Origin of the sequence: Bacteroides sp. 3_1_13, assembly GCF_001185845.1 — a bacterium.
Taxonomy (GTDB): domain Bacteria; phylum Bacteroidota; class Bacteroidia; order Bacteroidales; family Bacteroidaceae; genus Bacteroides; species Bacteroides xylanisolvens.
The window spans coordinates 74,713-95,165 of record NZ_KQ236958.1 but is presented as its reverse complement, the minus strand read 5'-3'; the positions used below and the strand labels follow the sequence as shown (position 1 = coordinate 95,165).

The following is a 20,453-nucleotide window of genomic DNA, read 5'->3' as shown; positions in this document are numbered from 1 at the left end:
TAATCATGAAAAGGATATATATAAAATTCATATTTTGCAGTGTGCTGTTCTCGGCCTTATCTCTACATTCCTGCACCTTGGAGGAATACAACCCGGGCGCATTTACCAAAGAGGCTTTGGCTACTTCCATCGATGGATATGAAACCCTGATTAACCAGTGTTATTTTGCCATGGAAAGGTTTTACTACGGTTCTGCAGACTGGATGTCACTGACTGAAGGCGACACCGATCTTTGGACGTATAAAGCCAACGAATCAACAAGTTACACACAGTGGTTCTGGTTTTTCGCAGGAACATCACCCAATACGACTTACACCAATAATTGGTGGAACGGGACGTACGACGGTGTGGGAGCCTGTAACGAAGCTATCGCATTAGGAGACAAACCTCCTTACACCACGGAAGAGGAACGGAATGCCAAGATTGCGGAAGCCCGTTTTCTTAGAGCTGTCTATTATTTCAATGCAGTGGAACAATTCGGAGCAGTGACGATGCTCACAGAACCGATAACAGCAGAAACACTGACTTACTCCCCCACCCGCACCGATCCGATGACTATCTATCAGGAAGTAATCCTGCCCGATTTAAGATTTGCATCCGAATGGTTGCCAACAGGTACGCATGCAACTACTACCACCCCGACAAAGAAAGCCGCTCTCGGTTTTCTGGCTAAAGCCTGCTTGCAGACGTACGAATATGGAAGCACCGAATATTTGCAGGAAGCTCTGGATACAGCCAAGAAATTGATTACCGATTGCGAAACCGGCGGTGGGAAATACAATACGTATATGTATCCATCGTATAGCGAAGTGTTTAAAGAGAGCAATAACTGGGAAAACAAAGAAGCTCTTTGGAAACATCGCTGGTATGCAGGAGCAGACGGTCACGGATCAAGCAACGGAAATTACAAGCTAAATCGCAACGATGAGTATTTCTTATGCAATATCAATAAGTTCGGTGCTCGTGAAGATAATCAGGAAACACGCCTTACCTGGGAAGGCTCAATTACCGGTATCTTTATGCCCACTCAGCATTTGTTGAGTTTGTATGTACAGAAAGACGGAACATTGGACCCCAGATTTCATGAATCGTTCACTACTGAATGGAACGCGAACAAGAATTACACGTGGGATGAAAGTGCCGTACACATGTATGATAAAGAAGAAACCGTCATTGGCAAAGCTCTGAATAAAGGTGACTTAGCCATTAAGTTTATCATGCCACAGGACATCGATTATGCTACAGAAAAGCAAAAAGAACATATTTCTGATTACTTGCTGATTGATTATCACCATGTATATAGTAATGACAATAATAACGTGAACATGAATTATGCTTATACAAACGTCACAGGCAATTACAAGGATGACGGCACAAACGAGAACCAGTTCCGCTACTATTATCCGTCACTGAATAAGCATAACAGCAGTAATTATTATGTAGCCAATGCTTCCAAACAGAGAAACGGTAATCTGAATGCAACGTTTATCATGCGCATGGCAGAAGTTTATTTGATTGCGGCAGAAGCTGATATTTACCTGAATGGTGGTGCGAATGCAGCCGGTTATATCAACAAAGTTCGTGAACGTGCCGGAGCAAATCCGCTTACAGGAAGTGTTACGGTGCGGGATATCTTAGACGAAAGAGGCCGTGAACTTTGCGGAGAATATTGCCGCTTCTACGACTTGAAACGGACAGGAATGTTTAAGAACTCGGAGTATCTGGAGAATACTCATCCGGACTTAGCACAATTCTTTCACCCGAATTATGCATTACGTCCCATTTCAACTACATTTACTGCAACAATCACCAATGGCAGCGAGTATCAAAATCCGGGATATTAAGTAGAATTTTCAATATGTACAGGTGCTATGGAATCAATCTTGGCACCTGTACATTATTATAATAAGCAATGAAATATTTCATATAATGATATTAGGTATTTCTATTATTTATCTCATTCAACCAAGCCATTTTATGTTCTTTTCCGTCCGGACAGAACCATTTATAAATATATTCTTTAGCCAACCATTTACTGAAAGTGCCTACATCTTTATCATGTAAGGGTTTTATTGTGATCTTATCATTCTTAATATCCATACTTTTTTATTTATTCAAACATCCACTTTTGCAGCCTCCCAACCAATCATTGCAGTCTTGCGAATCTCTCCCCAATGGTAATTTCCCAACTCACCGGAAGCACGAATGACCCGATGACACGGAATAAGGAAAGCTACGGGATTCTCACCGACAGCCGTTCCAACAGCCCGGCAAGCTCTCGGATTATTGATTCCTGCGGCTATATCTCCGTAAGTAGTCAAGCCACCGACAGGAATTTTGAGTAGGGTTTCCCATACCTTTAGTTGAAAGTCAGTACCTTTCAGATGCAATTTTATTTCTTTGAGTTTACTCCAGTCCTGCGTGAAGATGAATAAAGCATTTTGCTGCACTTCATCCACAATCGAGGTAAACTTTGCATTAGGAAACTTCTTCCGTAAAGAATTAAAAGCCGCGTCATGATCGTCTGCAAACTCCATACAACAAATACCTTTATCGGTAGACGCAATGAAGATTTCACCGAAAGGACTTTTGGCAAAACTATAATTGATAGAAAGACTTTCACCTCCGTTTTTATATTCGCCCGGCGTCATCCCTTCTATATTTACAAACAAGTCATACAATCTGCCCGTACCGGAAAGCCCTGTTTCCTGTGCCGCATCGAATAAAGACGCATGAGTTTCATTCAAGATTCTCTTGGCATATTCAATACTAGTATATTGCAAGAACTTCTTAGGGCTAACTCCCGCCCACTCCGTAAACATACGTTGGAAATGCGCCGTACTCAACGCCACTTCCCCGGCAATCTCATCCAATCCCGGTTGCCTTTTAAAATTCTCCCTTATATACCCGATTGCCTGCGCAATGCGTGCATAGTCAAGCGTTTTTTGCTCATTCATAACAGAGGTTTGCCATTTAATTCCAAATCCAGCAACCGCTTTTTAGCAGGAAGTCCGCCACCATACCCAACAAGCGTGCGGTTACTGCCGATGACACGATGGCACGGAGCAAAAATAGAAATAGCGTTCGCCCCGTTAGCGGCAGCAACAGCACGGACAGCTTTCGGCAAATCGAGTTGTTTTGCCAGCTCACCGTATGATACAGTCGAACCGTATGGAATCTCCAACAACTTATACCATACACTCTTCTGAAACTCCGTACCAACAAAAAGCAAAGGCACCTCAAACACAGTCCGCTCGCCATTGAAATATTCATCTAACTGGCTCATCGCCTCCTGTATCACATCTGATGTACTTTCCTCATAACCAGCTTTCAGCACTTTCCGCAATCTCCTGTCTACGATATCCCTATGACTTTCAGCCGCCCAGTCACAAAGACAAAGCTTATCCTCAAACGAGCCAAGCATCAAATCACCACAAGGAGAATGATAACGCTGTATCTTAATCACATTCGTTTTATCTTCCATACTTCCAAAGATACGTTTATTATATTTACAGTTGAAATAACAGCTAATAATATTTTCGTTTTTACACTCGCACTCTTATTTCCAATGCCGCAAAATTACTACACGTATCACTGATAAACGACCCGAAAATTGCTATTTTTACATAGAAAAGACAATCTCCCCTCCCACTCCTCCATACAATCAATCGTTCTCAATATACTTTATCACCCGGCAAGGACTGCCGACCGCCACACAATTCTTAGGAATAGACCGAGTGACAACACTACCAGCGCCAATCACACTATTTTCACCAATCGTAACTCCTGCCAGCAGGATTGCACCACCGCCAATCCATACATTGTCTTCAATTCTCACAGGAAGAGCAAAAGTGTTACAAATCGCTTTTCCTTCTTCCCAATTCTGCGCAGTTCTTTCGTGTACTTTAGTCGAATGTGTCGCTGTATATATCTGAACATTAGAGGCAATCAGCACATTATTTCCTATTTCTATCCGATTGTTATCGACAAAGGTGCAATTCATATTGATAATGACTTTATCGCCTATAAATATATTTTTTCCATATTCACAACGGAAGTCAATATCCACATGAACATGCTGTCCCAAATGCCCGAACATCTCCCGCAAAATTTCCTCTTTCCTGGCTACATCGGCAAAGTCCGTAGCATTTAACTCTCTAAGCAAACGTTTAGTCTTCAGTGTCATCTCCGCCAATTCTTTGTCTTTTCCGTCGAAAGGCTCACCGGCCATACATTTCTGATACTCTGTTTTCATCTTACTAAATTTTTGAAGTTAGCAATCATCCTTTTAACTTTTATTCTCAAAGAAAACCAGTAAATATGATGTCCATACCCAATGCGGTATTCTACATCCATTTGATACCATAAACTTATAACTAACCCAAATACGCATAAAACCGCACCTCACAAGTTGAAATCATCATAAAATACTGGTTTTTCTGCTTGAATATAGGTATATTTGCGCAAATATACAACTCTATCCATGCGGAATTATGCTGAAAGAAGAAAGACACCAATACATTATCGACCGGATCAATAAAGACAACCGGATATACGTCACCGACCTAAGTGAGGAACTGGGAGTTTCGGACGACACCTTAAGAAGAGATCTCGTAGAATTAGAAAACCTGGGATTATTGACGAAAGTACACGGAGGAGCTATCGCTAAATCAGGTATATCCATCAAGTTTGCCGAAAGACTCAATACAGCTACGCTGATAAAACAGGAAATGGCTGCCAAGCTGGTTCCGTTATTTAAAGAGGGCGACGTGATATTAATAGATGGAGGAACCTCCAATCTTGAGGTAGCCCGGCAGATTCCCAAAGACAAAAACTTTACGATATACACCAATTGCCTGCCGATCGCAAACGAACTGTCCAATTACCCTAAAGTAGATTTAATTCTTTTAGGCGGGAAAGTCTTTCCATCTTCACAAGTCACCGTCGGCATATCTGTCTTCCAGATGATACAATCCATCTTTCCGGATTGGGTGATTATAGGGGTAAGCGATATTCATCCACAAAAAGGACTGACCACTTCAGACCGTGAAGAAGCAATCATCAAACGCAGTATGCTAAAACAAGGAGCCAAACGAGTGGTCCTAGCCACTGCCGCCAAACTGGACACGGCAAGAAACTATCACGTCGCCTCTTTAGCTGAAATTGATTATATTGTTACAGAAAATAGCAAGGTGGATTATATCAAACAGCATTGGCCTTCATACTCGTACAAAGTGATATAAAGCAGAAAGTGGGAAAACCTATCCCTCAATTCAATCTCCAATTATTTTTTATACATGATTTACTCTCACACCCTCACACTTTCCCTGCATTCCCCTATTCATCGTCCTTTCAGTGATGAGGGTAAGAGTGAGGGTAGGTGAGGGTAACTTTTTACCCTCACCCTGTCTCGTCCTGATTGGGTTGACAAAGCCCCCTTTCACACCACCTTTATCAATTACTCTACTTTCATCAAATGATAAAGCGTCCCTTTACGAGACTTACGACAAGGAATATTCAGTTTTTGAAGTGCACGCCCAAACTGTCCTACCTTATTAATAGCCAGTTTATCCCGTGTTTTCGTCTGTAAATAACTCAAAATCTGCATAGCAGTCAGCCATTCGCCTTCCATGTCCTCTTCTACGGGATTAAGATAGCAATGAAACAACTGTTCCAGCGGACTCGCCTGTTCAAACTCACGGTTAGTCTGTTTTAATATGTTTTCGTCCTCATCATTCAGCCAATAACGTTCACCTTTATAAATAGCCTCCATCGCTTGAGCATAAAGCTGCTTGTAATTAATCGTAACATTCGTATTGATAGGAGCCGTCACCTCAATGCAAATAAAACGGCGGCTACCGCTAGGATCGGTAAGCAAATCTTTCTGATTGCTGGTACCGATAAAAGAAGCATAACGCCTCATTTCCCGAATCGTATTACCGTATGGTTTGCGCAGATTCGCCACAGGCTTCTGCAACAAATGCTTCAAGAACCCCTGCTGACTGACATTAATCTGATCGAACTCATCAATATTGATCAGAAAAAAACGTCCCAAATAGCGTTCCGCCTCCTGTTTACTTTTAAAATCAATACTGTCCGTATAGCCGAAACGCAACTCCGGCGGCAGAATAATGCGACAGAATGTAGACTTACGATACCCCTGCGAACCAACCAGCAAAGGCGAAGTATTATTACCATGCTGCCGATCGACTCCCCTCCAATGCGCCACCATACTAAGAAACCAGCGGTAAAATAATTCCTGCCAATGCGGATTATCACAAGGCACCAGACCAGCCAATGCACGGATACGATCCTTCCCGTCCCAGCGACCTGTCTCATAAAGATATTCCTCCACAGGATTATACAAAGGAACACATTCCGAATTCAGAAAACGATCCACATCACGGTCCCACGCACTGATGCCTTCCTTCAAAGCATTGATCGCAATACTGTTGCGCACCCGTTTATCCACCGGCTTAAAGCAAAAGTGAACAGAATCGCGTTGCCGATATTCCAAATCGTCCTGCACCGTATTGTAACGGAATTCATACCGACGTTTCATAAACTCTTCCAACAGAAAAGCCGTCTCCTGCTCTTTATTGATACTGCTTTTCTTGCCGAATCCCTTACACTCCTGATAAAGATTATGCAGTATCGAACGGATCACCTGCTCTTCTTCCTCGCGATAATAATGAATCATCGTCTGTCGTATCGCTTCCTCTTCGGGAAGCCCCGCTTTGAAACAATGCTCGGCAAGGCGAACCAATAAAGGCTGCAAGTCGTCCCCACGTTTCCAATCCTCCATTTCCTGAAGTGCCCTGTTCAAGGCCGCTTCATAAATCTTCGTGAATGTTTGCGCCGACTCATATCCCGGCTGCAACCGTAATAACGGATTTTTCTCTCCCAGTTTCCGCTGACGGAAAGTCTCTTCTCCCGGCATCATAAGCGGTTGTTCCAAGCAGAACGGCACCGCATCCGGATTATAATAAGGAGATTCGTCCAGCGTCATACGGCATCTCTGTGCCAAAACCGGTTCTTTCAAGTCAATATCGAAAGGCAACATCGGCTGATAACATTTCACAGCCAGCCAATAAGCATGAACATGAAATAATTCCGCCTCCGCTTCCTTGGTCGGCAATCCTCCGTCATCCGGCAAAGCGAAGCGCACCCATATCTTCACACTACGCCCGCTCGAACCACCAAAAGTAGCAAAAGTCTGTGGCAAAAGCGCCGCTTGTCGCTTCACAAATTCCACTTCCGAGCCGCTCGCCAGCCTACTCACTTCCAACTGTACCAATCCGTTATACCGCTTCATCTTCCGTTCGCCCTCTTTGGTACGGGTATATTCCACAGCAGAATAGATGTATGGCAATTTATCAATATGTTCGTATCGGGCATACGTACCTTCCAGCAATGGTATGATTCCCCGCAAAGCCGTGATATGCCCCGCCTTTGTTTCCGTTTTCATTTTGTCGAATAATGTGCCTGCCTCACAAACGCTAAGAGTCTCTTTTCCGCTCCCGTTGTCTTGTCTGATTAAAGTAATTTTCATCCTATTTTTGTCTATTTTTTCTACAATTACATCTACCTATTTAATTCCTGTAAAGATACGCTTTTATCTTCCGGTAAACAAGCATTTTATCCGATAAATACCTGCATATTATTTGCATTTGCCTTATTATTTATGTATCTTTGCTTAGTAGTTGTCAAGGGCTCACCCGTGTGAACAAACAGGCTATCAATTGTAAATAAAAACGTCTACAGACGTAAACAGCCTTGTTCACATGGGTGAGCCCTTGCAAAGCATTAGAGCTTAACAAAAGAAACATTAAGCATTAATGTATTACTATCTAAGAGAATACATAACAAGAACAGTTCATTTAAAACAAATATAGAGCTATGGCAATATTATTCGATTGGTATGAAGACCCGAAGCCTTCAAACAAACAGCAGGGAGAAAACGGAAACACCCTGCATCCGCGCATCAAATACAACGGTTCCACAGGGACCGACGTACTGCGCCGACGTATTCAAGAACGTTGTTCACTGACAGAAACAGATGTCACAGCCGTACTTGATGCGCTTTCGCACATCATGGGACAGGAATTGGCGGAAGGACGCCAAGTTCATCTGGACGGCATCGGTTATTTCCATCCCTGCCTGACGACCACGGAACCTGTAACGGTAGACACAAAACGGAAAGTGACCAAAGTGAAGCTAAAGGCCATTCAGTTTCGTGCCGACCAGACATTGAAAAACGAGTTCGGTGTGCTTAAAGTGAAAAGCCTCAAAGGAGGACTGGATTTCACCCAACTGACAAACGAAGAAATTGACCTGCAACTGACTCAGTACTTCCGTACTCATCCATTTATGCGAAGACATGACTTCCAATATCTTTGCGGAATGGCAAGAAGTACAGCCATGCGACATATCCGACGTCTGCGCGACGAGGGTAAATTGAAAAATATGGGTGGAGCCATGCAGCCGATTTATGTGCCGGGAAGTGGATATTATGGTAAGAATAAAGAAGTTAGTGTGAAAACGGAATAAGATTGGTCAACTCAAATCAGGACGAGACAGAGTGAGAGTTAAAAGTTACCCTCACCTACTCTCACCTTTACCCTCACACCTGTAACCCCGATGAATAAATGGATTGAACATAAAGGGTGAGGGTGTGAGGGTAAAACGTCACCAACATTTATTTGAGAGCATTCTTAATGCGAGCAACTATTATACAAGAGCACCTCCATACCGTTCCATATTTTACCGGGGAATCTTAACCATTTCAACCGGCTGCTCCTGTATCTTATCCAACGGTTGTGATTGATATTTTACCTTTGAGAAATCAATAGCTTTTAAGTCAATGCAACGTATCGAATTGTTATAAGCTGTTTTATAATAAACCTTCCGGTTCGTGAGGTCGATAGCTGAGGTCCATTGCGTAGCACTGGGAATATCCGGAATATCACCCTGTGAATGTTCTATACCAATAGGAATATCAAAATTATTAAGCAAGTGGAAACATTGCTGCACGGTATCAAAGCCTGTGGCACGTTGCGGAGCTGTCCCCCGGTAAAAGGCCGCACGCACAAACCGCGAAGGAGGCGTGGCATCACCCGGAATGCCGAGAAAACCGGAGTTGCCACCAGTCGGCTGCAACGTAATACCGCTCATTTTTTGCACGGAAGCATCACCCGGATGAAGATTGACGTAATTGTTCAAATTTGTAAGTTGCCATTCAAAACCGGGGGCATTCGTCAATACTCCTACTTCATTCTCATAAAAATGCGGCACACCACCTACAATTTCCAATACAACCTGACGTCCCGACGGTTCACCGATACGCCAATGTACTACCGCTGTCTTTTCCAATCCTACAACACGTACAGAAGAAAGGGCTGCCTTCACCTCGTCGATAGTGGAAAACTGCGACAACAGCCACTCCGTCACTTGAAGGTCTGCCAGTGTCCGCTGGTTCTGTGCAGCATCATACGTTTTATATCCCCCATAATGGGGAAAGAAAAATAGTCCGGCCGAAAGTCCGGCCTCATTGATTCCTTCGGCAATAAATTCTTTTTGTACAACAGCCAGACCAACCACTCCATATTTTGCCGTAAACGTTAGTCCATTGACACCTGTAGGAGTGAATGACGTGAGCTGTTGACCACGTGGAATAATCACATACTCGCTTTGCAACACACCGCGCGCCCATTCAATCGTACGGGCTTGCACATAACTGCCGTCACGGGATGTCAGCGAGATTCCCGTACAAGCTACAGCCTGAAAAGTGCTGCCACATACGGCAGCAATCCCTAGCAATAAGTTCTTTGTCATCTTCATCATTATTTATATATTTATTCGCTAAAAACTCAATACTGTATAAAGACAACAAAATATGGGTTATTTTAGTTTGCAGACACCTCTCTCAAGAAAACTATTGTTTTTTGTTCGTCCCGTACTTTGCGGAACAATATACGTAGTTTGCTTCAATATGCAATCTCTTTTTTTTGGTTAAGCACCGGGAACATACGGATGAGTGAACCAGAAGCACGACCCTTCCCCCTCACGGGATTCGACTCCAATCTTTCCGCCCATCCTATTGACCAGGCTTTGACAGATGGATAATCCCAATCCGGCACCTTGTACAAATGAGTCTAATTTTACAAAACGATTAAATATTTCATGTTTTTGTTCATCGGGAATCCCTTTGCCCGTATCCGTTACACAAAAACGCACCTGACTCTCATCTTCCAATGAATAGGAAAGTGTGATTGAGCCTTTAGTCGTAAACTTCAAGGCATTAGTCAGAAAATTAGAGAGTACTTGCATGATTCGGTTTTTATCAGCATCAATCACAATCTGCGGTGAATTTTCATCAAACCGCAGTTCGACCGCAGTGTCACGTTTTTTGTGTGAGAAGGTAGCAATCACTTCCCGGCAAAGTTGTGGTACATCCACCCGTCCCATAACAAGATCTATCATACCGGCTTCGATTTTGGAGATGTCCAGAATGTCGGAAATAAGGTTGAGCAACAGCTCATTGTTCTCCTGCACTAAAGACATATATACATGACGCAGCTCCGCCTCATCGGTTTCGGCAAGCAGACTGGAAAAACCGACGATGGCATTCAAAGGAGTACGTATCTCGTGGCTCATATTGGCAAGGAATGCTGATTTGAGCCTATCCGATTCTTCCGCTTTTTCTTTGGCCTGAATCAGTTCCAGTTCCACCTGTTTGCGGGTGGTGATATCGGTAGCCAGTTCCATGATTGCCCAACGTCCGTCGAGCCATTTTATTGCCATGCTCTGGATGGTATACCAACGTTCGGTGACCGGATTGTAGTCTTCCCAAAAATGAACGCCTGTAAACTTACGGTTGGCATCGAGCAACTTCGGCTTCGGGCAGTGTTTACACCCATTTTCCAGACCTGCATTCAACATTCTCCAACATTCCGCATTTTCCGGAACTTCTCCTGCTTCTTCCCTGAAAGGCTTATTGGCAAAAATCACTTTCAACGTATCGTAATCACTCACAAAAATATTGGCATTGATATTATCCAATACCTTTTGCATGGTTCGCTGTGACTGTTGCAACGATGTTTCAACTTGCCAGCGTTTGGTAGCAGTAGATACGATTTGCGATATCTGGCTCATCAGTTCCACATCTTTTTCATCCCATTGTTTGTTCCAACAAAAGTTGAACGAAAGAAAGCCGAAATGTACTCCCAATTGTGACAGGGGAAAAACTGCGATGGCTTTTACGCCTTGCACTTCGAGCATTTGAGTAATAAAGGGATCGAGCGAATAAATATCGGACGTGCAAATGATATGGTTTTCTTCCAGCATGTCGAACCAGGGTTTTCCCGCTTCAATGGTCATACTCCGCAGGTAATCGATAGCGGGTTCTATACCGTCGTTGCACCATTCGTTGGTGCAGCCATACGTAACTCCGTCGAGGTGGTTTTCCCATGTCGCCAAACGGTTGACACCAGTATAACGGCCAATTTCGGCCAGTGCCATATTCATAGCAGTAGGTATATCCGGTTCCAATTGCAGAATTTGCAGTACCTTGATAAATAATGCCTGCCGCCGGTTGGTTGCTTCGAGATTTTCCTGAATAGCGATCAAGTCTTTAGATTTCTCTTCAACCATCTGTTCGAGGCTGGTACGGTACTGTTCCAGTTCCATACCGCCCTCTTGAGGTTCAGAATCAGTGGATTTCATGTTTAACAGATAACAGTAAATAGAATTTTAGTTTAGTTTCGAATCCGGACGAGATGCGTCCCACATTCTGCAAATATATACATTTATTTTAGAAACCAAACTTTTTCCCATCAAAACGACTTCTTATAAATGCCTAATAATCGCAGAATTACGAAAGCAGATATTACATAATCGACCTCGTCAGTTCCAAACTTCCCCAATATTATACCGGATGGAATCTTTTCAACAATATATGACTTACACTGAAAAAGTCCTTATTACACTTTTCTATCTATTAAAACTAAATCCTATTCGTCTGATTATATCAGTTTCAACCCTACGATTGAAATAATCAGAGTCGTCATAAAAAACAAACGACCCAAAGTTGCCGGTTCATGAAAGAACAGGATACCGTTCAATACGGTTCCCACCGCTCCTATCCCCGTCCAAACAGGATATGCAGTGCCGATAGGCAATGTTTGCGCAGCCTTTGCCAGCAGGAACATGCTTAAGGTTACAGAGATTACAAATCCCGCTCCCCACAAATAAAAATCGGTGCCTGTCGCTCCTTTAATCTTGCCTAGGCAAAAGGTAAAACCAACCTCAAACAGTCCGGCAATAATCAATATAATCCAATTCATATCCTTCTATTTTAATGTTATGTAGGTTTGCGGCGTTACCGCCGCATTCCCCATTAAGAACTGTACGTGCGAGTTTCCCCGCATACAGCTCCGATAATTCAAAATTTAATTCTCATAAAATTAAATCGGCTCATCCGCGCCTTTACAGGCAACTGTTTCCGATAAAGTTCCCTTTCGGGACGTACGTGAGCGGTTGCGTTTCTGCATCCGCTTCAAGAAGTAGGCATCCCAAGTCGGGTCGTATGGATTGGCTTCACATTTCACCTTTACATGTCGTCTAATCGGTATGTCAGCCAGCTTCATAAGTGTAAAGATAGCACCTTTTTCACAATCTTTGTACTTGAAGCCGAAAATCCAGTCCCGATTGCCGACCTTGATAAAGTATTTGTTCTTTATCCATTCTCTCGACTTGTTCGTATGCCTTCGATAGGACCACCGCTTTAACTGGTTGGTTAATATATGGTCTATCTTGCTAAACGTAGTTTTCGATACCACACTACTGTAGTAGTTTCCCCATCCCCTCAATACAGGGTTGAGGTCTTCTATCAGCTTCTGCTGTGCTACAGCCTTGTTCTTTTTGAACACGACTTCGTGCAGTTTCTCTGTGAACCGTTTCTGACTCTTAGGGGATGGTTTGATTAACAATGTGCCGTTGTACTTCCGAACATTGAACCCTAAAAAGTCAAAACCCTCGCTGATGTGTGTTATCAGTGTCTTTTCTTCGGATAGCGTGAGACCACGTTTCCCAAGAAACTCAATCAACATACATTTTGTCTCTTCCAGTATTTCTCGTTTGTCTGCCGTGATGATGAAATCATCAGCATAACGCACGCAATTCACTTTCGGATGATAAAGTTTTCCATCGATGTAGCTCACCTTATACTTCTCTTTCAACATTCTTTCCATGCCGTCGAGTGTCATGTTGGCAAGTGTCGGTGAGATGATGCCACCCTGCGGAGTACCCTCCACGGTGGGTTGTAGCAACTTATTGAATACGACACCACTTTTCAGCCATTTCTCTAAGATGTGCTTGTCGATTCGTACGTTATCGAGAAGCCATTGGTGACTGATGTGGTCGAAGCATCCTTTAATGTCTCCCTCCAATATCCATTGGGGAGAGCAATCTTTGCTTAACCATCTGTGCAGGGCATCCATAGCATCTGCCGCACTTCTGAACTTTCTAAATCCATAAGAGTTGGCATCAGCGGTTGTCTCCGCAATGGGTTCTAGAGCCATCAGATAAAGAGCTTGCATGGCTCTGTCCTTCATGGTCGGAATCCCGAGCGGTCTCATCTTTCCGTTCTTCTTTGGTATGTTAACCCTTTTCAGTGGAAGGGCTTTGTACCCTCTCCGTTTCAAAGAACTCACTGCGTTTATTTTCTTGGCATCGGTGTCCCATAGTACATGGTCCGCTCCTGCCGTACGTTTTCCTTTATTGGACGTCACTTTCCTTACCGCCAATCCCTTGGCTTCAAAGGAGGTGACAAGAAGATGTTGCAAGGCTGTCACCTTGTTGTATCTTCCTTCTTTCTGAGCCTTTGCTATTCGGACTTGTAGCTTCCTTACCCTACGCTCGCATCGTGCGAAATCTATTCCTTTCCACACTGTTTTGCGTTCGGCTGAAGATGCACACTTGGCTTGCGCCTCGCTCCTTTGCTGTTTCTCCATACTTGAAGTTCTACAATTCGTTTCACAAAGAATTACCCTGTGGAAGTCTGCCCGCTTTCGCGTAGGGTGACGTTGAAACCCTTATCCACAACATTACATCATGATATTCGCTTTCTCCACAATCCTTTACCCGCATCCCGTTCGGCCGCTCTTACGATTGGCTTACCCATTTGCTATTGGCTGATGGGAGAAATACGGGCTTACCAAGTTTCGCACAAGTAACTGACGACCGACTTAGAGTCCGCCCATCCACCGGCAGTGCAACATCCGTGTAGTACGACATAACAACGTACTATCCTGACTGCTTGCCTTTTGGCATGGCTCCTAAACATCCGTAAGCCAATTCTTTGTAACGATGGTGCAGCGATTCACCTGCGTTACTCCTATCGGTCAGCCTTGCCATTCTTCGCCTATGATGTTTAGGTTGGAACGTCGTTCTCAAGAGGGCTCCGCACCCGACCGTTACCAGTCACGCACGCCTCTTTAGGCTACTATTGACGGAACAATAGGTTCAGACATGATGCTGAACAATTACTTGTGAGACCTCTTGTCGCACATTAGATTGCAAAATTAACAAGATGCCCGGAGCTTTCACTTTACATTTGATAAGAAACGCCGGTGTAAGAGTATCATCAATTCTTCTTTTCCTAATATAACTTTTTGTATTTTTGCAGAATAATGATTCAATGCGATATGGATATACACGAGATTATAAACAGGATATATCGGATGCCGGAGGCTTCAGCGGATAAGGTGGTCAAACATCTGTCAAAAGTCACATATCCCAAAGGTTATCATATATTGGAGGCTGGCAAGACTGAAACGAATATCTTTTTCATCGAGAAAGGGATTGCCAGAGCTTATATTCCCGTAGACGGAAAAGAGGTAACGTTCTGGATTGGGAAAGAAGGGTCAACCATTGTCTCATTGAAAAGCTATGTAAATAATCAACAGGGGTATGAGTCAATGGAACTGATGGAAAACTCGGTGTTGTATCTATTAAAGCGCAAAGACTTACACGAATTATTCAAGGAAGATATCCATATTGCCAACTGGGGGCGCAAGTTTGCCGAATCAGAGTTCCTGCAAACAGAGGAAAGACTTATTTCTCTCTTATTCACCACCGCGTCCGAACGGTATATGAAGCTGATACAAAATAATCCGGAGCTATTACAGAGAACACCATTGGAATGTCTTGCTTCTTATCTGGGAATAACTCCGGTAAGTTTAAGCCGGATAAGGGCGAAATTGAAACGGGTACTTTGAGATAGAAACATATTTTTCAAAAGCGAACAGAAAGTGATATATTTGTGTTTTGAATGAATCAAAAGAGAGAAGTCATGAATATCGAAGATTATAGAGAATATTGCCTGTCAGTCAAAGGAGCAACAGAATGTATGCCGTTTGATGAACATACTTTGGTTTTCAAGGTTATGGATAAAATGTTCACTTTTGCTACATTACGTCCTAAAAACGGAAGATTCTGGGCGGATATGAAATGTAATCCTGATAAATCAGAAGAGCTCATAGAACAATACGAAGACATTTTTTGGGGACCTTTTTCGGATAAGAAACATTGGATAACCGTTTACTTGGAAGGAGATGTTCCCGATAAACTCATAAAGGAGTTGATTAGCCACTCGGTAGAAGAAGTTATAAAGAAGTTACCCAAGAAAAAACAAGAGGAATACAAGAACATGATTTAGGATTCGAAAAATAGACATATCCGGCACTACTATTATTGCTAAAAGTAGAGCCGGATAAAATCACTATACACCCCAAAACGCACACACGGATAAAATCATCGTATATTTAAAAACGTATGTCCCAGGAACACTTGCATTCTTCATTCCGGCAATCATGAATCTGGAGAAAAAATAAATGACTAATTTTATTAACTAATGCTTTTTTAGAAGCATTTTTTTAGGTTATTTTGCGGAACAAATATCACGAACTCGTCAAATTATGGATTGGATTGGCCTTGATTTAACATTCCCTATCACCGACCCTACATGGATATTTCTCCTTGTACTCCTAATTATATTGTTTGCTCCGATATTATTGAATAAACTGCGCATCCCTCATATTATCGGTATGATCCTGGCAGGACTGGCTATTGGCGAACATGGATTTAATATCCTGGCACGAGACAGCAGCTTTCAGTTATTCGGGAAAGTCGGACTCTATTACATCATGTTCCTGGCTGGTCTGGAAATGAATATGGGAGATTTCAAAGAGACGCGAAACAAAGCATTAGTGCTCGGTTTACTGGCTTTTATCGTTCCCATCGGGATTGGATTCGTGGCCAATGTATCTTATCTGAAATATGGTGTAATCACCTCTATATTATTAGCCAGCATGTATGCCTCCCATACGCTCGTGGCCTACCCCATCGTCACCCGCTTCGGCATATCACGCCATCGTAGCGTAAGTATTGCCGTAGGAGGAACGGCCGTAACAGATACACTCACGCTGCTGGTACTGGCTGTTATAGGCGGACTGTTCAAAGGAGAAACCGGAGGATTGTTTTGGATTTGGCTGGTGGTAAAAGTAATCTTTCTAGGGGCACTGATCATTTATTTCTTTCCGCGCATCGGTCGTTGGTTCTTTCACCGGTACAATGACAACGTGATGCAATTTATTTTCGTACTTGCGATGGTCTTTCTAGGAGCAGGGTTGATGGAGCTTGTTGGTATGGAAGGTATCTTGGGAGCTTTCCTCGCAGGATTGGTACTTAACCGGCTCATCCCCCACGTCTCTCCATTGATGGATCATTTAGAGTTCGTTGGTAATGCACTTTTTATTCCTTATTTCCTTATCGGAGTGGGAATGTTAATCAACTTACGTGTTATTTTCGGAGAGGGGGATGCCTTAAAAGTTGCCGCCGTGATGATAACCATGGCGCTGACAGGCAAATGGATTGCTTGCTGGCTCACTCAAAAGATATATAAGATGTCTGTTCTTGAACGAAATCTGATGTATGGTTTGAGTAATGCACAGGCGGCAGCCACATTGGCGGCTGTGTTAGTTGGATACAACATTATTCTGCCCACCGGCGAACGGTTATTGAATGATGATGTACTAAACGGAACAGTCTTGCTTATCCTGGTTACTTGCGTAGTGAGTTCACTGATTACCGAACGGGCAGCCAGAAAAATGGCGATGGATGATTCACAACCTGAAAATGAATCGTCGAAAGAAACAGAGAAGATTTTAATATCTATAGCCAACCCGGACACTATCGAGGACATGGTGAATCTTTCTCTAGTCATACGTGACCCCAAATTGAAAGATAATCTCCTGGCATTAAATGTCATCAACGACGATAATAACTCTGATAATCTACGAATTCGAAGCAAACATTATCTGGAAAAAGCCGAAATGATAGCAACGGAAGCAAATGTACCACTCAAAAAGGTCACCCGGTATGATTTGAATATAGCTTCCGGTATTATCCATTCAGTCAAGGAGAATGAGATTACGAGTATTATCACCGGCCTGCACCGCAAGAAAAACATCACAGATTCATACTTTGGAATACTTGCCGAACACTTATTGAACGGATTAAACTGTGAAATAATTATCTCTAAATTTCTGATACCGGTCCATACAATCAAACGGATTGTCGTTGCCGTCCCTCCTAAAGCCGAATATGAATCCGGTTTTCCTCATTGGATGGAGCACTTTTGTCGCATGGGGAGCACTCTTGGATGCCGCGTACACTTCTTTGCCAATGAAAAGACTACCATCCGCCTACAAGCGTGGATAAAGAAAAGGCATAAACAGACGCTTACCGATTTCTCTCTCTTAGAAGACTGGAATGACCTGCTGGTATTGACAGGACAGGTAAGTTACGATCATTTATTGGTTATTATCAGTGCACGACCAGGAACTCTTTCGTATGACAGTTCTTTTGAGAAGTTACCGAGACAGCTCGTGAAATATTTCTCCAACAATAGCTTTATCGTGCTGTATCCCAATCAGTCGGGAGAGCCATTGGATACGTCTTTCTTCTCTAAGCTATATACTGATACCGAAACCCGACATTACGAAAAGGTCGGTAAATGGTTTTACAGGTGGTTTAAGAAAGAGGGATAAAATTAGAATTGAAAAGTTCCGTTTAATTTATAAATATCGACACATTTATCTATATTTGTACCATTAGCAATTTTGCTATAAACACCTAAAGGAAAAGAATGGTATGTCAAACGTCGATTTTTCCAAAATAACAGAAGGAATCTATCATGTGATAGAAACTGAAGAGAAAATACTAACCGGGCTACAAAATGATACGATCACGTTGAAACGTAATAAACAAAATCGTACCATCAAACAGATTCTCGGACATTTGATTGATTCGGCATCAAACAATCACCAACGCATGGTCAGATTGCAATACAGTAAAGATTTGCTTTTCTTTCCCGATTACCGTCAGGATAATGATCTGTGGATAGCATTACAAGATTACCAAAATGAAGATTGGAATAACCTGATTCAACTATGGAAGTTTTTTAACCTGCATATCATTCAGGTTATAAAATCTGTAGACCAGACAAAACTGGATAGCTACTGGTGTGATTTTGAAGGAACAAAGGTTACGCTACAAGACATGATAGAAGGTTATCTAAGTCATTTACACCTGCATATTCATGAAATCCATGAATTAATGAATGCCTAAAAAGGATAGCGGTTGCAGTTCTTTTATGTTCTATAAATATTAAGATGTACCCACATGGCAACTTACACTCATTTCGCAAAACAACCCGATGTACTGAAACATCTGATACTCTGTGAAGTTCTTAGAAATGAAGCCCCACAAGTATATGTAGAAACCAATTCCGCATGTGCCATCTACTCCATGACACAAACCCCGGAGCAGCAATATGGTATCTATCATTTCCTGGAGAAAGCAGATGATGACAAATCTCTAAAAGATTCCATTTATTACCAACTGGAAAGTACAGAAATGGCAAAAGGAAATTATCTGGGTTCTCCTGCCCTGGCAATGAATGTATTAGGAAAGCAAGCAAAAAGGTTCGTATTCTTCGATTTAGAAAAGAGTGCGCTGGAGAATGTAGACATTTATGCCAAACAAATCGAATTAAGTACATCCGTAGAAATACATCATACCGACTCCCTGAAAGGCACAATAGAACTGTTGCCTTCACTTCCCGCATCCTCTTTCATCCATATCGATCCTTACGAAATAGACAAGAAAGGAGATTCAGGAGTAACCTATCTCGATATCCTGATACAGGCTACTCAATTAGGAATGAAGTGTTTATTATGGTATGGATTCATGACCGAAGATGATAAAGAATCTTTGGACAACTATATTGTATCCAGTCTAGAAAAGGCAGGTATCAAGGATTACATAGGTGTAGAGCTTACCATGAATTCAATAAAAAAAGATAGTATATTGTGTAATCCCGGCATTCTGGGAAGCGGTATTCTGGCTACAAATGTATCACAAACTTCCAAAGATATCATTCTTGATTACAGTAACAAACTGGTTGATATATACAAAGATGCTAAATACAAAGATTATGATGGAAGTTTATATATTCAGCATCTTTGATATCCACTTATTAATTTAATTACCTAGAACATTACTCTACAAACAGAGCGTCAGAAAGCCGGAGCTTTTAAAATCAGTTTCCGGCCTTTTGGCTATAAATTAACTTATTTCTTTGGCTGATTGTCCACAAGCCATCTATTAGCCGTACATTTTTCGTATCGTCATCTTCCACGTTCCATGCATAACTTCCTGAAGGCAGGCCACGTCTGTCCAATATTTCATTGGGCTGATTATTGGAAAAGAAAAGTTCCAGTTGCGTAGAGTCAGGACTAAACACAATAAAGGCAGAAGCATTGCTATCGTCCACCGATTCCGTGCGGATTCCTTTATCAAACAAGCGGATACAGTCTTTTTGCACTTCACACCATACATATCCGGCAGAACCGATACAGCCATGTTCATCCCGATCACCTCCCACAATCGGAGATTGCGGATACTGAACTAATTTAGAAGCCGGCATTCCCGGTGTATATTTTCCGGTATAGAACACTTCCAGCGTATCATTCAGAAGCAAACCGTTGACTTCATCTTTATTTGCATCCATCGTACTGAACGAAAGGGTATCATTCTTATCAGTAACAATCGTTACCATATTCATGGTTGCATCACTAACGATTCCTTTTGAACTTGCCACTTTTGACGAGCAACCTGCCATGAGGCAGAGCGTACCTACTGCTAATAATATTGTTTTCATTTTCTTTAATTGGGGCTTTGTTTTTAAATTAATGCAAAGATAAAGGTTATACTGCCAATATTTCGCTTTTACAAAATAAATTAATTTCCGGGCAGATTGTTCACCAGCTACACACAAAATGCCTATATTGGACAACGATCTATTAGAAAATCAGCCTACCTTTGTGATA

The 20,453-nt window shown here is 42.4% G+C and carries 18 protein-coding genes; 8 read left to right on the top strand and 10 right to left on the bottom strand.

Features of this window, described 5'->3' with window-relative positions:
• Positions 1 to 5 precede the first annotated feature (5 nt).
• Positions 6 to 1,844 (top strand): RagB/SusD family nutrient uptake outer membrane protein, encoded by a 1,839-nt coding sequence (locus tag HMPREF9009_RS23750; protein WP_049703575.1) that lies wholly within the window; start codon positions 6 to 8, stop codon positions 1,842 to 1,844.
• A gap of 91 nt (positions 1,845 to 1,935) precedes the next feature.
• Here HMPREF9009_RS23750 and HMPREF9009_RS26060 read toward each other — a convergent pair whose 3' ends face one another.
• From HMPREF9009_RS26060 to HMPREF9009_RS23735, 4 genes are all read right to left on the bottom strand, one after another.
• Positions 1,936 to 2,100, bottom strand: a complete 165-nt coding sequence (locus HMPREF9009_RS26060) for a hypothetical protein (RefSeq protein ID WP_004299166.1) — start codon at positions 2,098 to 2,100, stop codon at positions 1,936 to 1,938.
• 14 nt (positions 2,101 to 2,114) lie between these two features.
• Positions 2,115 to 2,957: a methylated-DNA--[protein]-cysteine S-methyltransferase gene (locus tag HMPREF9009_RS23745; RefSeq protein WP_049703574.1), complete on the bottom strand. Its 843-nt coding sequence runs from the start codon at positions 2,955 to 2,957 to the stop codon at positions 2,115 to 2,117.
• Positions 2,954 to 3,484 carry a methylated-DNA--[protein]-cysteine S-methyltransferase gene (locus HMPREF9009_RS23740; protein ID WP_049703573.1) on the bottom strand — a complete coding sequence of 177 codons (531 nt, stop codon included), beginning with the start codon at positions 3,482 to 3,484 and terminating at the stop codon, positions 2,954 to 2,956. The genes HMPREF9009_RS23745 and HMPREF9009_RS23740 overlap by 4 nt, the downstream gene beginning before the upstream one ends.
• A gap of 180 nt (positions 3,485 to 3,664) precedes the next feature.
• Positions 3,665 to 4,255, bottom strand: coding sequence for a sugar O-acetyltransferase (locus tag HMPREF9009_RS23735; RefSeq protein ID WP_049703572.1), 591 nt, complete (start codon positions 4,253 to 4,255; stop codon positions 3,665 to 3,667).
• Between the two features lie 238 nt (positions 4,256 to 4,493).
• Here HMPREF9009_RS23735 and HMPREF9009_RS23730 point away from each other — a divergent pair, with 238 nt between their 5' ends.
• The gene (locus HMPREF9009_RS23730; RefSeq protein ID WP_049703571.1) at positions 4,494 to 5,243 is read left to right on the top strand and encodes a DeoR/GlpR family DNA-binding transcription regulator; all 750 of its coding nucleotides are present in this window, start codon (positions 4,494 to 4,496) and stop codon (positions 5,241 to 5,243) included.
• A 215-nt stretch (positions 5,244 to 5,458) separates the two neighbouring features.
• Here the strand turns inward: HMPREF9009_RS23730 and HMPREF9009_RS23725 are convergent, their stop codons facing one another.
• Positions 5,459 to 7,552 (bottom strand): BT4734/BF3469 family protein, encoded by a 2,094-nt coding sequence (locus HMPREF9009_RS23725; RefSeq protein WP_049703570.1) that lies wholly within the window; start codon positions 7,550 to 7,552, stop codon positions 5,459 to 5,461.
• Between the two features lie 347 nt (positions 7,553 to 7,899).
• Here HMPREF9009_RS23725 and HMPREF9009_RS23720 point away from each other — a divergent pair, with 347 nt between their 5' ends.
• The gene (locus HMPREF9009_RS23720) at positions 7,900 to 8,550 is read left to right on the top strand and encodes an HU family DNA-binding protein (RefSeq protein WP_004309082.1); all 651 of its coding nucleotides are present in this window, start codon (positions 7,900 to 7,902) and stop codon (positions 8,548 to 8,550) included.
• Positions 8,551 to 8,763: 213 nt separating this feature from the next.
• On the opposite strand, the gene HMPREF9009_RS23715 is transcribed toward HMPREF9009_RS23720, so the two are convergent.
• From HMPREF9009_RS23715 to ltrA, 4 genes are all read right to left on the bottom strand, one after another.
• Positions 8,764 to 9,843, bottom strand: coding sequence for a linear amide C-N hydrolase (locus HMPREF9009_RS23715; RefSeq protein ID WP_049703569.1), 1,080 nt, complete (start codon positions 9,841 to 9,843; stop codon positions 8,764 to 8,766).
• A gap of 168 nt (positions 9,844 to 10,011) precedes the next feature.
• On the bottom strand, positions 10,012 to 11,724 hold the full coding sequence (locus HMPREF9009_RS23710) for a GAF domain-containing protein (protein WP_049703568.1): 1,713 nt from the start codon (positions 11,722 to 11,724) through the stop codon (positions 10,012 to 10,014).
• A gap of 299 nt (positions 11,725 to 12,023) precedes the next feature.
• Entirely contained in the window at positions 12,024 to 12,344 is a 321-nt protein-coding gene (locus HMPREF9009_RS23705; protein WP_049703567.1) for a DMT family transporter, read from the bottom strand.
• Between the two features lie 120 nt (positions 12,345 to 12,464).
• Positions 12,465 to 14,012, bottom strand: coding sequence for a group II intron reverse transcriptase/maturase (ltrA, locus tag HMPREF9009_RS23700; protein WP_083444251.1), 1,548 nt, complete (start codon positions 14,010 to 14,012; stop codon positions 12,465 to 12,467).
• 693 nt (positions 14,013 to 14,705) lie between these two features.
• On the opposite strand from ltrA, the gene HMPREF9009_RS23695 reads away from it, so the two are divergent.
• From HMPREF9009_RS23695 to rlmJ, 5 genes are all read left to right on the top strand, one after another.
• Positions 14,706 to 15,278 carry a Crp/Fnr family transcriptional regulator gene (locus HMPREF9009_RS23695; protein ID WP_004323541.1) on the top strand — a complete coding sequence of 191 codons (573 nt, stop codon included), beginning with the start codon at positions 14,706 to 14,708 and terminating at the stop codon, positions 15,276 to 15,278.
• A 74-nt stretch (positions 15,279 to 15,352) separates the two neighbouring features.
• Positions 15,353 to 15,718, top strand: a complete 366-nt coding sequence (locus HMPREF9009_RS23690) for an MmcQ/YjbR family DNA-binding protein (protein ID WP_004306433.1) — start codon at positions 15,353 to 15,355, stop codon at positions 15,716 to 15,718.
• Positions 15,719 to 15,977: 259 nt separating this feature from the next.
• Complete coding sequence (locus tag HMPREF9009_RS23685; protein WP_049703566.1) at positions 15,978 to 18,110, top strand: cation:proton antiporter; 2,133 nt, start codon at positions 15,978 to 15,980, stop codon at positions 18,108 to 18,110.
• Between the two features lie 103 nt (positions 18,111 to 18,213).
• Positions 18,214 to 18,690, top strand: a complete 477-nt coding sequence (locus tag HMPREF9009_RS23680; protein WP_004299152.1) for a DinB family protein — start codon at positions 18,214 to 18,216, stop codon at positions 18,688 to 18,690.
• Positions 18,691 to 18,744: 54 nt separating this feature from the next.
• A complete protein-coding gene (rlmJ, locus tag HMPREF9009_RS23675) occupies positions 18,745 to 19,590 on the top strand; it encodes a 23S rRNA (adenine(2030)-N(6))-methyltransferase RlmJ (protein ID WP_049703565.1) in 846 nt (281 codons plus the stop codon).
• Between the two features lie 73 nt (positions 19,591 to 19,663).
• Here the strand turns inward: rlmJ and HMPREF9009_RS23670 are convergent, their stop codons facing one another.
• A complete protein-coding gene (locus tag HMPREF9009_RS23670; protein ID WP_049703564.1) occupies positions 19,664 to 20,284 on the bottom strand; it encodes a hypothetical protein in 621 nt (206 codons plus the stop codon).
• Positions 20,285 to 20,453 lie beyond the last annotated feature (169 nt).